The organism is Phytopseudomonas daroniae (assembly GCF_004327285.1).
Taxonomy (GTDB): domain Bacteria; phylum Pseudomonadota; class Gammaproteobacteria; order Pseudomonadales; family Pseudomonadaceae; genus Aquipseudomonas; species Aquipseudomonas daroniae.
In genome coordinates this window covers 292,639-305,601 of the sequence record NZ_QJUI01000004.1, presented here as the reverse complement: position 1 = coordinate 305,601, position 12,963 = coordinate 292,639, and the positions used below count along the sequence as shown (strand labels likewise).

12 protein-coding genes and 1 pseudogene are annotated in these 12,963 nt (G+C 63.2%); 3 read left to right on the top strand and 10 right to left on the bottom strand.

The window, feature by feature from the left end; all coding sequences use genetic code 11:
* The 7 genes and pseudogenes from DNK06_RS06620 to DNK06_RS06590 all read right to left on the bottom strand — a co-directional run.
* Positions 1-179, bottom strand: a pseudogene (locus tag DNK06_RS06620) (IS110 family transposase); the annotation flags it as partial.
* Between the two features lie 217 nt (positions 180-396).
* Positions 397-1,050, bottom strand: coding sequence for an HAD family hydrolase (locus DNK06_RS06615; RefSeq protein WP_131179238.1), 654 nt, complete (start codon positions 1,048-1,050; stop codon positions 397-399).
* Positions 1,051-1,315: 265 nt separating this feature from the next.
* Entirely contained in the window at positions 1,316-2,302 is a 987-nt protein-coding gene (locus tag DNK06_RS06610; RefSeq protein ID WP_131179237.1) for an ABC transporter ATP-binding protein, read from the bottom strand.
* A complete protein-coding gene (locus DNK06_RS06605; protein ID WP_131179236.1) occupies positions 2,299-3,096 on the bottom strand; it encodes an ABC transporter permease in 798 nt (265 codons plus the stop codon). The genes DNK06_RS06610 and DNK06_RS06605 overlap by 4 nt, the downstream gene beginning before the upstream one ends.
* The gene (locus DNK06_RS06600) at positions 3,083-3,931 is read right to left on the bottom strand and encodes an ABC transporter permease (RefSeq protein WP_131179235.1); all 849 of its coding nucleotides are present in this window, start codon (positions 3,929-3,931) and stop codon (positions 3,083-3,085) included. The genes DNK06_RS06605 and DNK06_RS06600 overlap by 14 nt, the downstream gene beginning before the upstream one ends.
* The gene (locus DNK06_RS06595; protein ID WP_131179234.1) at positions 3,928-4,734 is read right to left on the bottom strand and encodes an alkaline phosphatase family protein; all 807 of its coding nucleotides are present in this window, start codon (positions 4,732-4,734) and stop codon (positions 3,928-3,930) included. The genes DNK06_RS06600 and DNK06_RS06595 overlap by 4 nt, the downstream gene beginning before the upstream one ends.
* A gap of 160 nt (positions 4,735-4,894) precedes the next feature.
* Complete coding sequence (locus tag DNK06_RS06590; protein WP_131179233.1) at positions 4,895-5,953, bottom strand: ABC transporter substrate-binding protein; 1,059 nt, start codon at positions 5,951-5,953, stop codon at positions 4,895-4,897.
* 314 nt (positions 5,954-6,267) lie between these two features.
* Between DNK06_RS06590 and DNK06_RS06585 the strand changes: the two genes are divergently transcribed.
* Both DNK06_RS06585 and DNK06_RS06580 read left to right on the top strand, forming a co-directional pair.
* On the top strand, positions 6,268-6,984 hold the full coding sequence (locus DNK06_RS06585) for a UTRA domain-containing protein (RefSeq protein ID WP_131179232.1): 717 nt from the start codon (positions 6,268-6,270) through the stop codon (positions 6,982-6,984).
* A gap of 527 nt (positions 6,985-7,511) precedes the next feature.
* A complete protein-coding gene (locus DNK06_RS06580) occupies positions 7,512-8,702 on the top strand; it encodes a sugar transporter (protein ID WP_131179231.1) in 1,191 nt (396 codons plus the stop codon).
* A 46-nt stretch (positions 8,703-8,748) separates the two neighbouring features.
* Here DNK06_RS06580 and mdaB read toward each other — a convergent pair whose 3' ends face one another.
* Positions 8,749-9,339, bottom strand: a complete 591-nt coding sequence (mdaB, locus tag DNK06_RS06575) for an NADPH:quinone oxidoreductase MdaB (protein ID WP_131179230.1) — start codon at positions 9,337-9,339, stop codon at positions 8,749-8,751.
* 156 nt (positions 9,340-9,495) lie between these two features.
* On the opposite strand from mdaB, the gene DNK06_RS06570 reads away from it, so the two are divergent.
* Positions 9,496-9,807, top strand: a complete 312-nt coding sequence (locus DNK06_RS06570; RefSeq protein ID WP_131179229.1) for a putative quinol monooxygenase — start codon at positions 9,496-9,498, stop codon at positions 9,805-9,807.
* A gap of 191 nt (positions 9,808-9,998) precedes the next feature.
* Here the strand turns inward: DNK06_RS06570 and amaA are convergent, their stop codons facing one another.
* Positions 9,999-11,285 (bottom strand): L-pipecolate oxidase, encoded by a 1,287-nt coding sequence (gene amaA / locus DNK06_RS06565; protein ID WP_131179228.1) that lies wholly within the window; start codon positions 11,283-11,285, stop codon positions 9,999-10,001.
* 13 nt (positions 11,286-11,298) lie between these two features.
* Positions 11,299-12,789 carry an L-piperidine-6-carboxylate dehydrogenase gene (gene amaB, locus DNK06_RS06560; RefSeq protein WP_131179227.1) on the bottom strand — a complete coding sequence of 497 codons (1,491 nt, stop codon included), beginning with the start codon at positions 12,787-12,789 and terminating at the stop codon, positions 11,299-11,301.
* Positions 12,790-12,963 lie beyond the last annotated feature (174 nt).

Sequence of the window (12,963 nt, the reverse complement as noted above, 5' to 3'; positions counted from 1 at the left end):
GCACCTGGCCCGGTTTCCATCAGAACAGTTGCGCCCCTGGCTATCGTGCCCAGCAACGCCGAGAACGCATCGCGCGACTTGATGCGCTGCTCGTATACCAATTGCCCGTGCGCATCTTCGCCAGCGACCTGGAACACCTGCTTGGCCAGGTCGATAGCCACTGTCGTGCACAGTGAAATATCAACTGGATGCGCTGCTGGCGATTTCGTCGTACGCTTTTGCATGGCCTTGCCCTCGCTGCCGTTGGTCATCATTAGAATGCCACCGTGGCGCATCGACGCCTCGGCGGGGGCGAGTCCATCTAATTACGACCGGCTGCTTACACCACATTGCTGCTATTGGTCTGGAATGGCTGGAAAACTGCTTCGAAAGATCATGAACAGGTTCCACGCGGTCTCAAGACCAGCTCAGGATCGGCCAGCCTTCGCGCTCGGCATGCTCGCGCAGTGCCGGATCGGGGTTCACCGCGTGGGGTTTGTCGATCCGTTGCAGCAGTGGCAGATCGTTGCGTGAGTCGGAGTAGAAGTAGGCGCCGTCCAGGTTCTCGCCATGCTCTTCCAGCCAGGCGTGCAGGCGGGTGACCTTGCCTTCGCGGTAGGTGAGCACGCCGACGGTCTTGCCGCTGTAGTGGCCGTATTCCTCGTGCAGGTCGATGGCCAGCACGTCCTCGACCTTCAGCCGTTCGGCGATGGCGCTGACCAGGAAATGTGCCGAGGCGGAGATGATCAGGATACGGTCGCCGGCCGCGCGGTGGTTGGCCAGGCAGCGGGTGGCGTCGCTGAAGAAGATCGGTTCGATCACGTCTTCCACGAAGGGCTCGACGACGAAGGCGACTTCCTCCGGCGTGCGCCCCACCAGCGGTGACAGGCTGAAGGTCATGTAGTCCTCCATGGCCAGTTTGCCTTCGGCGTACAGCGCCATCAGCTGGTGATCCTTGGCGATGAAACTTTCCCCGTCGACCCAGCCGAGCGTGGCCATGTGCTCGCTCCACAGGCTGGCACAGTCGCCATCGATCAGGGTTTCGTCAAGGTCGAAAATTGCCAGGGCCATGAGGGTCTGTTTTCCTTTCAGTACGACCGCGCCGGTGCCTATTTTTCCGCGAGGCAAGGCACGAGCTGCGAAGTTTGGCGGGCCAAATGAGTCAGCGAGAAACGCAGTATCGCGGAAAAATAGGCCCGTCCCAAGGGGTTGCGCGGGAAGTTTCACCCGCTGTCGTGGCACGAGGTGGAGATTGTTCAGCTATTGCCTGCGTCTTGCGCCTAACCGGGTGAAAGTTCTCGCTGCAACGCGGCTTGTGCTGAAAGGTGAACAGACCCTATCCCACCTCTCTTACGGCGCCAGCCGCGATATCCAATGAGATCGGGTGGCCGTCGGCGTGCAGGTCGTCTGCGCTGCGGTTGAGCACGTCGACCAGCAGTTCCACACCTTCGGCTTCCACCCGGTAGCGGATGATATTACCGAGCAGGCTGTGACTGCGAATCCGTGCGCTGATAGTGCCCTGGCCGAGAACGATGGCTTCGGGGCGGATGGCCACCTGGCCGCCGACCGGGTAGCCGAGCAGGCGGCTGGCGGTGGCTGCGTCGAGAAGGTTGTAGTTGCCGATGAAGCCGGCGGCGAAGGCGTCCGCGGGTGCGGTGTAGAGGGTTTCCGCGTCGCCGCTCTGGACGATGCGCCCGGCGTTCATCAGGAAGATGCGGTCGCTCATGACCAGCGCTTCTTCCTGATCGTGGGTGACGAAAATCGTCGTCAGGCCGAGCTCCTGCTGGATGCCGCGGATCTGTTCGCGCAGGTGCTTGCGGATGCGTGCATCCAGGGCCGACAGCGGCTCGTCGAGCAACAGCAGGCGTGGCCGGGTGACCAGCGAGCGGGCCAGGGCCACGCGCTGGCACTGGCCACCGGAGAGCTGATGCGGGTAGCGGCTGGCGAAGTCGCCAAGCTCCACCATGGCCAGAGCTTCCTGCACGCGCTGGGCGGATTCGTCCTTGCCGGTTTTCTGCATGCGCAGGCCGAAGGCGACGTTCTGCGCGGCGGTCATGTTGGGGAACAGCGCGTAGCTCTGGAACACCATGCCGATGCCGCGCTTCTGCGGCGCCAGGGGCACCAGGTCTTCACCGCCGAGCAGTATCCTGCCGCCGTTGACCTCGGTGAGGCCGGCGATGCAGCGCAGCAGGGTGGACTTGCCGCAACCCGACGGGCCGAGCAGGGTGACGAATTCGCCCTGTTCGATCTCGGCGTTGATGTCGCTGAAGATAGAAGTGCCGCCGTAGCTTTTGTGCAGGTTCTGGATGCTCAGGAAGCTCATGCCTTGTCCCTGTTCAGTCGATTGGCCGCCCAGGTGAACACCAGGACGAAAAAGAAGTAGGAGATCACCAGGGCGCTGTTGAAGTGGCCGCTGCTGTTCTTCATGTTGTTCAGGTAGACCTGCAGGGTTTCATAGCGCGTGCCGACCAGCAGGTTGGCGAACACGAACTCGCCGAACAGGAAGCTGAAGGACAGGAACAACGACACCATCAAACCCTTGCGCAGGTTGGGCAGCACCACCAGAAAGGCGGCTTTCCAGGTGCTGGCGCCGAGCAGGTGGGCGGCGTCCATCAGGTCACGCAGGTTGATCGCCTGCAGGTTGTTGGTGATGGCCCGGTACATGAACGGCAGGGCGATGGTGAAGTAGCAGCCGATCAGGATCCACGGCGTACCGACCATGGCCAGCGGCCCGGAGCCGTACAGCTGCAGCAGGCCGACGGCGGACACCACTGGCGGCACGGCGAACGGCAGCAGGATCAGCACGTTCATCAAGGCGTCGAGCCGGGGGAAGTGGTAATGCACGACGAACAGCAGTGGCAGGATCAACAGCACCGACAGCGCCAGGGCACCGAAGCAGACCAGCAGCGACTGGGCGAAGGCTTTGAGAAAACGCGGTTCGCTCCATAGTTGCAGGTACCACTTGAAGGTCAGGCCGTCCGGCAGGATGGTCGCCGACCAGCTGGTGGCCAGGGAGTAGAGCAGGGTACCGGCCAGCGGCAGCAGCAGGATCAGGAACAGCAGCCAGACCACCGCGCGGTGGTAGAGGCTGGCCGCGGGGGCGTCAGCGCGAGACATGGTAGCTCCTCCTCAGCAGCAACTGATGGACGAGGGTGATCGCCGCCATCAGACCGACCAGGATCATCGCCAGGGCGCTGGCCATGTTCGGATCGAGAGAGATATCCCCGGAAATCATCGCCGCGATACGGATCGGCAGCACGTTGAAGTTGCCGGTGGTCAGGTAGTACACCGTGGCGTAGGCCCCCAGGGCGTTGGCCAGCAGGATCACGAAGGTGCCGAGCAGTGCCGGGGTCAGTACCGGCAGGCCGATATGCCGCCAGAAGTCCCAGGTGCCGGCGCCGAGCAGGGCGGCCGACTCGCGCCAGTCCTGACGCAGGGCGTCGAAGGCGGGGTAGAGCAGCAGCACGCCGAGGGGAATCTGGAAGTAGGTGTAGAGCACGATCAGGCCATTCTTCGAGTACAGGTTGAAGCTCTCGATCAGCCCGGCCTGGATCAGCAGCAGAGTCAGCGCGCCGTTGAAGCCGAGCAGGATGATGAAGGCGAAGGCCAGGGGCACGCCGGCGAAGTTGCTGGTCATGTTGGAAAAGGCGATGACGAAGTCGCGCAGTTTCGAATCCACCTGGCGCAGCGAATAACTGCCGACGATGGCGATGAGCATGCCGAACAGGCTCGACCAGAAGGCGATCTGCAGGCTGTGCTTGACCGCCTGCATATAGAATTTCGAGGAGAACGCCCGCTCGAAGTTGCCCAGGCCCCAGCCCTGTGGCGTGTTCAGGCTGTTGAGCGCCACCCATACCAGCGGGGCGATCTGGAAGGCGATGAAGAACACCGCGAAGGGCAGCAGGCACAGCAATGCCAGCCATTTGCCGCGCGGTTTGCGGGTAGTGCTCATTTCAACATCTCCCGGCACGAAGGTTTGTCATGGGGCACGCCAAGCAGGTCGCAGAGGGTGCCGCAGAGTTCGGTCTGTTTCGGTGTCGCCGTCTCATCGAGGCTGAAGGCATCGCCCAGTACGAACAGCGGCACCTCGCGTTCTTCGGCCAGCAGGCCATTGTGCGAGCGGTCGTCGTTCATGCCGTGATCGGCGGTTACCAGCACCTGATAGCCGGCATCCAGCCAGCCCTGCAGGTAATCGGCGAGGAGGATATCGGCGACCCGCGCCGAGTTGCGGTACTGGCTGCTGTCGAGGCCGTGCTTGTGGCCGGCGTCATCGATGTTCATCGGGTGCACCAGCAGAAAATCCGGCGCATGCTTGAGGCGCAGGCTTTCGGCATCGTCGAACAGGTGCGAGTCCGGGTAATGGTCGGCGTAATAGAAATGCCCATGCTGGATCGGCAACTCGGTATCGTCCGTATGCCGGTCGCGGGCGGCGACGAAGGGCGCGCGGTTATACAGCTCGCTCATCCAGTGATAGGCGGCGGCCGCGGTGCTCAGCCCGGCGGCGCGGGCATAGTGGAACACGCTGCGCTGATGGCTCAGGCGTACCACGTTGTTGTGCACGATTCCGCTGTCGATCGGCGTCACCCCCGTGAGGATGCATTCGTAGAGCGGTCGCGACAGCGAAGGCAGCTCGCACTCGAGCTTGTACAGTGCGGCACGTCCAGCGGCGCGATACGCCTGCAGGTGGCCGAGAGCATGCCGGGCGACCTCGAAATTGAGGCCGTCGAGAATGACGAGGATGACCTTGGACGGCATGGGTGATCCTGGGTTGAGAGGGTATTGGGGTAGGGTGGATCGGAGCGCGTAGCTGACGCTTGCCTACGCGGCCCGATCCGTCCACCACTTTGCGATCGCAATGGTGGATGAGAGCGTCGGCTACGCGCCCCGATCCACCCTACGGAGGCAGCCTCGTGAATCACTCCATGTTGATGATCACGTTTTCCTGCCACAGCTGCGGCAGGGTTTTCGAGGTCGCTTCCCAGGCGGCGGCATCCTCGATCGGCTTGACCTTGGCGTACTGTTCGTTGGGCAGCAGCTTGGCCTGCACCTCGGCCGGCAGGGTCAGGTGCTCGGCGCGGATCGGTCGGGCGTTGCCCTTGGCCAGGTTGATCTGCCCGGCGTCGCTGAGGATGTACTCGCGGGCCAGCTTGGCAGCGTTGGGGTTCTTGGCGTACTTGTTGATGATGGTGGTGTAACCGGAGATCACCGAGCCATCGGAGGGAATCAGCACTTCGAAACGATTCGGGTCGATCTGGTCGCGGTAGCTCAGGCCGTTGAAGTCCCAGACGATGCCGACTTCCACTTCGCCTTTTTCCAGGGTCTGAATGGTCGGGTTGGCCAGTGACAGGCGCCCCTGTTCGGCGATTTCGGCGAAGTAGTCCAGGCCCGGCTGGATGTTCTTCTCGTCACCGCCGTTGGCGATGGCCGCAGCCAGTACACCGTTGACCGCCTGGGCGGCGGCGCTGACGTCGCCGATGGCCACGCGGTATTTGCCGGTCTTCAGGTCGGCCCAGCTTTTCGGGGCGTCCTTGACCAACTGCTTGTTGACGATGAAGGCGATGGAGCCGGTGTAGGCGAGCATCCAGTGGCCATCGGCATCCTTGGCCCACTCGGGAATCTGATCCCAGGTGCTCGGCTTGTACGGCTGGGTCACGCCCTGTTGTACGGCGATGGGGCCGAAGGCGGCGCCCACGTCACCGATGTCGGCGCTGGCGTTGTCCTTCTCGGCGGCGAACTTGGCGATTTCCTGGGCCGAGCTCATATCGGTGTCCATGTGCTTGAGGCCGTACTTGTCGCTCAGATCCTGCCAGGTGTCCTTCCAGTTGGCCCAACTGTCCGGCATGCCGACGCTGTTGACGGCGCCTTCCTTGCGCGCGGCCTGTTCCAGTGCAGTTACATCCGTCTCGGCGGCCATGGCCTGGGAGGCCAGGGCGATGGCGCTGCCCATCAGCGATGCCAGTAGCAGTTGTTTCATTGGAAACTCCTTTGCGTTGAGGGTTGGTCTAGATCAGCAAGACCCAAGCCAATGTAGGCGGCGCCAATGACAGTTTTATGTCGGCATGGCCGTCGCGGACATCCAGGGCCGTCGACGACGCCCCGCTCAGCAAGCGTAGACCAGGTTAAGCCGTTGAATTAGCGGGCTTGTCACTGGCATGGGGCGTGCTTGAAACCAAGCTGTCATCTGCCGGTCATCCAGCTTGCCTAGGCTTGCAGGCAAGGATTGCAGCCAGCCGATGGCTGTTATGTGCCCCTTAATGGGGCTGGTCTAGTCCAAAAGGAATCAGCGTGATGCGCGATGACACGCCACGGGCCGTCACCACCATTTGCCGGGCGTTACAGGAACAGATCGAACACGGCCTGCTCCCTGCCGGTGGCAAGTTGCCGGCCGAGCGGCGCCTGAGCGAGCTGTTCGAAACCACGCGCATTACCCTGCGTGAGGCATTGGGGCAACTGGAAGCACAAGGGTTGGTGTATCGCGAAGAACGACGTGGCTGGTTCGTGTCCCCGGCGCGAGTCGCATACAACCCCCTGGTGCGCACCCATTTTCATGCCATGGTCGCCGAGCAGGGCCGGGTGCCCGCCACCGAAGTGTTGAGCGCCCGACTGATGCCGGCACACTCGCAGATCTGCCAGTTGCTGGGATTGTCGGGGCTTTCCAGCGTGTACCAGATCCGCCGGGCACGGCGGATCGACGGGCGTCTGGTGCTGTATGTCGAGCACTACCTCAACCCCGACTATTTTCCCGGCATCCTCGATTACGATCTGACGCGCTCGCTGACCGAGCTGTATGCCAGCGAGTACGACGTGCATTACGGCCGGGTGCGTTTCGACATGGTGCCCACCGCGTTGCATGCCGATGCGGCGGCAGCGCTCAGGGTGGCGCCCGGCAGCCCGGCACTGCGCATCATCCGGGTCAACCGCGACCAGCGCGGCCGGCTGATCGACTGCGACCTCGAGTACTGGCGCCACGACGCGATTCATATCAGCGTGGAAGTGCCGGATTAGGGCCGGTAAGTGGCGCAAGCGGACGGTCGTAGGATGGGTCGGGCCGCGCAGGTGAAACCCATCGGGAATTGATGGGTTTCACCCATCCTACGGGCTGTAGAACGTAGCCTGGATTAGCCGCAGGCGTAATCCGGGGCCGAAGGCCGTGATCCATGGTTCAACGCGGGTCACCGACCGGCCGCTTGCGCCTTGAAGCTGCCTCTTCCCACGCTCGTAAACGGCAATCAACGATCGTTCTGAAGACCGGCTATCGCTCGGCGTTTCAACGTATTCCCGCCCATATTGTCGGCGTGTCTGGCCGAGCGTAGAATCGCCGCCGCAGGCCATCCCCATACCTATAATTTTCCGCTCTCCGCATCCGCCACTCCCAGCGTTCATCGCCCAGGGAGCGCGAGCTGCCGTGTGCGTATTCGTCGTGTATGGGGCTCTATTTTTTCGTTCGCTTCCTACAATCGCTCGCTGCCATTCAGGCCGCGGGCGAAAGGCCGTTGTAGCTGAAGCGTTCCCCAAGAGCAGACATCACCCGAATGAACACACCCGCGGATGCGCGCAGCGGCAGCTGGCTCAGCGTTATCGCTCTGGCGCTGGGCGCCTTCATCTTCAATACCACCGAATTCGTGCCGGTGGGGTTGTTGAGCCAGATCGGCCATAGCTTCGACATGACCACCGCGAGCGTCGGCCTGATGCTGACCATCTACGCCTGGGTGGTTGCGCTGGCGTCGCTGCCGCTGATGCTGCTGACCCGCAATATCGAACGGCGCAAGCTGCTGGCCTTGGTGTTCATGCTGTTCATCGCCAGCCATGTGCTGTCGGGCATGGCCTGGAGTTTCGGTGTGCTGGTGATCAGCCGCATCGGCATCGCCCTGGCACATGCCCTGTTCTGGGCGATCACCGCATCCCTGGCGGTACGCGTGGCGCCCGAAGGCAGACAGGCCCAGGCGCTCGGGTTGCTGGCGACCGGCAGCGCGCTGGCCATGGTGCTGGGCATCCCCTTGGGGCGGGTGATTGGCGAGGTGCTGGGCTGGCGTACCACCTTCACCACCATCGCGGTGGTGGCGGGCATGGTGGTGTTGTGCCTGATGAAGAACCTGCCGCTGCTGCCAAGCCAGAACTCCGGCTCGCTGCGCAGCCTGCCGGTGCTGTTCAAACGCCCGGCGCTGGTCACCGTGTACGTGCTCACCGCGGTGGTGATCACCGCCCACTTCACCGCCTACACCTATATCGAGCCGTTCGCCCTGGAAGTCGCGGGCATCGCCGGGGACATGATCACCGTATTACTGCTGCTGTTCGGCTGCGCGGGCATCATCGGCTCCATCCTGTTCAGCCGTTACAGCACGCGCTACCCGCGCGGTTTCGTGATCGCGGCGATCAGCGTGCTGAGCCTGTGCATGCTGTTCCTGCTGCCTGTGGCTCGCGAGCACGCTTACCTGGCGACGCTGAGCGTGATCTGGGGCATCGCCATGATGTGCTTCGGCCTGGCGCTGCAGGCCAAGGTGCTGAACCTGGCATCGGACGCCACCGATGTGGCCATGGCGCTGTTTTCCGGCATCTTCAATATCGGCATCGGCGGCGGTGCCTTGCTCGGCAGCCTGGTGAGCAGCCAGCTGGGTGTGGCCAATGTCGGCATCGTCGGCGGTCTGCTCGGTATCGGGGGCTTGTTGCTCTGCTGCGTGACCACCTACCACTTTTCCCGACCGCTCAAGCCGCAGCCGCTGTAGGTATTTGCGCTCAGCAGATATCAACCCTGCTGAGCCCTGCACGGCTTCAGGTGCTGGTTCGCACAACGGCTGCCAGATGCTCCTGATAGCGGATCACGTCGCGCTCGACGTCCGGGCGCTTCATCACGTCCACGCAGAGGAAGGTCGGCAGGGCGCTCATGCCGAGGAACTGCTGAGCCTTGTGGAAGGGAAAGTAGACGGCATCCACGCCCTTGCCTTCGAAGAAATCGCTGGGGTCGTCGAAGGCCTGCTGCGGGGCGTTCCAGGTCAGCGAGAGCATGTACTGCTTGCCCTGGATCAGGCCACCGCTACCGTACTTCTGCGAGGCATCGGAGCGGGTGCGGCCATCGTTGGCGTACAGACTGCCGTGGCCTTCGGTGAACACTTCGTCGATGTACTTCTTGACGATCCACGGCGCACCCATCCACCAGCCCGGCATCTGGTAGATCACCACGTCGGTCCAGAGGAATTTCTGCACTTCTTCGGCGACGTCATAACCGGCATCGATCTCGGTGGTCTTGAACTCGACGCCGGTCTGGTCGAGAAACGCCGCGGCAGTTTCGTGCAGGGTGCGGTTGAGTCGACCTTCGGAGTGGGCGAACTGCTTGCCGCCATTGAGGAGCAGGATCTTCTTCATGGGGGGCTTCCCGTAACTGATTGAATGCCGACAGGTTACGGGCTCCCGCAGGTGGGAAAAATGCCTGCGCGAGCAAATGACTATTGACTGAAAGGCATGAATGTCCGGGTTTTATGTGTTGTAGGGTTTAAATAGCACTCACCACGGAGACTCCCCATGTACGGCTTTATCCTTCACGCCCATACCCGCCCGGAACAGGCCGAGGCCTTCGAGAAACTGTTCCGCGCCTATGTCGAACCGAGCCGCGCCGAGCCCGGCTGCATCGAATACCACATGCTGCGCGATGCCGAGGATCCCACGCTGTTCATCTTCTTCGAGGTCTGGCAATCCCGCGAGCACCTGGCGGTGCACAGTGCCTTGCCGCATATGCGTGACTTCCATCAGCAGCGCATGGATTACCTGCGCCGGGATTTCGAGATTCGCGAGATAGAGATGCTCAGCCTAGCATCGGCCAGCCTGACCGATTGAAAACCCCGCCCGCTCATCGCCGGCAAGTCGGCTCATACAGGAGCTGGGCTGCCGCCAATGCGTAGGAGCCGGCTTGCCGGCGATAGGGCCTCAGGCCAGCAATGCCTACCCAGCTCGCGCAGGGGGGCGAAGATTTTCTTGACCACGATGGGTACCACGTGGCGCCCATCGAAAGGCTGGTTCGGATCCGTTCAGAGGATGACCCTGAGGCACTGGCCCGCGTGATACAGCGAGAAACCGGTTTCGTACACGCTGCTTCTCAGCTCCGCACCGTGCACTGCCTGCATCGGTGAGAACGGAATGGGCAATGCTGCGTTGTCGTCGCTCAACAGGAACTGCGCCAGGGCCTTGCCGACTACCGTACCGGTGGTGTTGCCGCGGCCGTTGTAGCCGGTGACCGCGACCAGCCCGGTCGCAGGTTCGAACAGGCGCATCAGGTGATCCGGCGTGAAGTCGATGCAGCCCGTCCAGTGCAGTTGCCATTCGACCTTGCCCAGTTCCGGAAAATAGTGCTGCTGGATGCGATCGGCCCAGCCGCGGATGAACCAGTCCGGCTTGTTGTTGGCCCGGCCCATGCTGCCCAGCAGAAGACGGCCATCGGCATCGCGGCGGATGCTGCTGAGCACTGTGCGTGTGTCCCAGGAGCCCTGGCCATGGCGCAGCACCTGGTCAGCGGCGGCGCCGTGCAGCGGCGCCGAGGCGACCTGGTAGTAATAGCCGCGGAAGTAATGGCGCTGCAGCTCCGTCCATTCGCCCTCGGTATAGGCGCCGGTAGAGATGATCACCTTCTGCGCGGTCACGGCCCCCTGGCCGCTGCGTACCTGCCAGACATCGGCTGAGCGGGTCAGCGCCTTCACCGGCGAATGTTGGTGAATACGCCCACCGAGGCGGATGACCGCCTTGGCCAAACCCGTGGTGTAGGCCATGGGGTTGATGGTGCCGGCGCGGCGGTCGAGCAGGGCACCGGTGATCTTCTCGGTACCGCAGTATTCGGCACAGGCCGCACCCGTGAGCAACTCGACATCGGCACCGCGCCGCCGCCACTGCGTTTCACGATCCTTCAGGTCGGCCAGGCCGGCGGCGTTGTGCGCCATGTGCAGGGTGCCGTCGTTGCGTGCCTGGCAGTCGATGGCAAGGCGCTGGATCTGCGCGAAGACCTCGGCGGGTGCCTGACCGAGCACGTCGTTGAGGCGGCTGCCGTGGCGTTGGCCCAGGGTGGCTTCGACATCGTCCGGTTTTATCCAGGTGCCGGCGTTGACCAGCCCGACATTGCGCCCTGAGCCGCCGTGGCCCACCTCATGGGCGTCGAGCACACAGACCGTCTGGCCCTGCTCGAGCAGGTGCAAGGCAGCCGATAGCCCGGTGATGCCTGCGCCGATGATGCAGACATCTGCCTGCACGTCGCCATTCAGCGGCCCGGACAATGATTCGCGCGGCGTCAGCGTTTCCCACAGACAGGCATGCTGCAATTGGCGCATGGCGTGACCTCGCTCAGTCGAAAACGATGCCCTGGGCCAGGGGCAACTGGCGCGAATAGTTGATGGTGTTGGTCTGCCGACGCATGTAGGCCTTCCAGGCGTCGGAGCCGGATTCGCGACCGCCACCGGTCTCTTTCTCGCCACCGAAGGCGCCGCCGATTTCCGCACCGCTGGTGCCGATATTGACGTTGGCGATGCCGCAGTCGCTGCCCGAGGCGCTCTGGAAGCGTTCCGCTTCACGTACGTCGAGGGTGAAGATGCACGACGACAGGCCCTGGGGCACGTCGTTGTTCAGGTGCAGGGCGTCCTCGAACTCGTCGTAGCTCAGCACGTAAAGGATCGGCGCGAAGGTCTCAAAGCGCACCACTTCGGTCTGGCCGGGCATCTCGACGATGGCCGGGCTGACGTAGTAGGCATCGGGGTAACGATCCTGCAACTGGCGCTCGCCGCCGAACACCTTGCCGCCTTCGTCGCGGGCACGGGCCAGGGCGCTTTGCATGGCATCGAAGGCCTGCTTGTCCATCAGCGGGCCGACCAGGTTGTCCTGACGCGGATCGCCGATGCGTACCTTGCCGTAGGCCGCCTTGAGGCGGGCGACCACTTCATCCTTCACCGAACTGTGGGCGATCAGGCGGCGCAGCGTGGTGCAGCGCTGCCCGGCGGTGCCGACGGCGCTGAACAGGATGCCGCGCACGGCCAGGTCGAGGTCGGCACTGGGGGCGAGGATCATCGCGTTGTTGCCGCCCAGTTCGAGAATGCTGCGACCGAAACGGGCCGCCACCCGCGGGCCGACTTCGCGGCCCATGCGGGTGCTGCCGGTGGCGCTGATCAGCGGTACGCGGGCATCGTCGACCAGCGCCTCGCCGGCTTCACGATCGCCGATGATCAGTTGCGCCAGGCCTTGCGGCGCCTCGCCGAAGCGCTTCAGGGCCTTGTCGAACAGGGCCTGGGAGGCAAGGGCGGTCAGCGGGGTCTTTTCCGAGGGCTTCCAGATCACCGCATTGCCGGCGACCAGGGCCAGGGTGGTGTTCCAGGCCCACACCGCGACCGGGAAATTGAAGGCACTGATCACCCCGACCACGCCCAGTGGGTGCCAGGTTTCACGCATATGGTGGCCCGGGCGCTCGGACGCGATAGTCAGGCCGTAGAGCTGGCGCGACAGGCCGACGGCGAAGTCGCAGATGTCGATCATCTCCTGCACTTCGCCGAGGCCTTCCTGGGTGATCTTGCCGGCCTCGATGGACACCAACTCGCCCAGATCGGTCTTATGCTCGCGCAGCACCTCGCCGAAGATCCGTACCAGCTCGCCGCGGCGCGGGGCCGGCACGTCACGCCAGGCCAGAAATGCCTGGTGGCCGACGGCGATCTTGGCGCGCACCGCCTCGGCGCTTTCCAGGTTCACTCCGGCGATACGGCTGCCGTCGATCGGGGTGTATACGGCATGTTCGCCGCCCTGGAAGGCGTGTGGGTTTACACCGAGGCTTTCGAGCAATTGGCCAACCATCGTTCTCTCCTGCGTTGCAGCCTGGCGACGATTTGTGCTGCTTCGGCAGCAGGCTCTGAATGGATTCATCGTTTGCAGCGACTTCATGCAGTATCGACCCGAATGTTTTTTTCGAACAAACGACCTTTACGCACCACATCATTCCCTCAGAGAATGAACCATTGCCGCCCGAGC

Coding starts and splice junctions, on each gene's coding strand:
- DNK06_RS06615 (WP_131179238.1), bottom strand. CDS start 1,050: ATGGCCCTGGCAATTTTCGACCTTGACGAAACCCTGATCGATGGCGAC.
- amaB (WP_131179227.1), bottom strand. CDS start 12,789: ATGGTTGGCCAATTGCTCGAAAGCCTCGGTGTAAACCCACACGCCTTC.
- mdaB (WP_131179230.1), bottom strand. CDS start 9,339: ATGAAGAAGATCCTGCTCCTCAATGGCGGCAAGCAGTTCGCCCACTCC.
- DNK06_RS06580 (WP_131179231.1), top strand. CDS start 7,512: ATGAACACACCCGCGGATGCGCGCAGCGGCAGCTGGCTCAGCGTTATC.
- DNK06_RS06605 (WP_131179236.1), bottom strand. CDS start 3,096: ATGTCTCGCGCTGACGCCCCCGCGGCCAGCCTCTACCACCGCGCGGTG.
- DNK06_RS06585 (WP_131179232.1), top strand. CDS start 6,268: ATGCGCGATGACACGCCACGGGCCGTCACCACCATTTGCCGGGCGTTA.
- DNK06_RS06600 (WP_131179235.1), bottom strand. CDS start 3,931: ATGAGCACTACCCGCAAACCGCGCGGCAAATGGCTGGCATTGCTGTGC.
- amaA (WP_131179228.1), bottom strand. CDS start 11,285: ATGCGCCAATTGCAGCATGCCTGTCTGTGGGAAACGCTGACGCCGCGC.
- DNK06_RS06610 (WP_131179237.1), bottom strand. CDS start 2,302: ATGAGCTTCCTGAGCATCCAGAACCTGCACAAAAGCTACGGCGGCACT.
- DNK06_RS06595 (WP_131179234.1), bottom strand. CDS start 4,734: ATGCCGTCCAAGGTCATCCTCGTCATTCTCGACGGCCTCAATTTCGAG.
- DNK06_RS06570 (WP_131179229.1), top strand. CDS start 9,496: ATGTACGGCTTTATCCTTCACGCCCATACCCGCCCGGAACAGGCCGAG.
- DNK06_RS06590 (WP_131179233.1), bottom strand. CDS start 5,953: ATGAAACAACTGCTACTGGCATCGCTGATGGGCAGCGCCATCGCCCTG.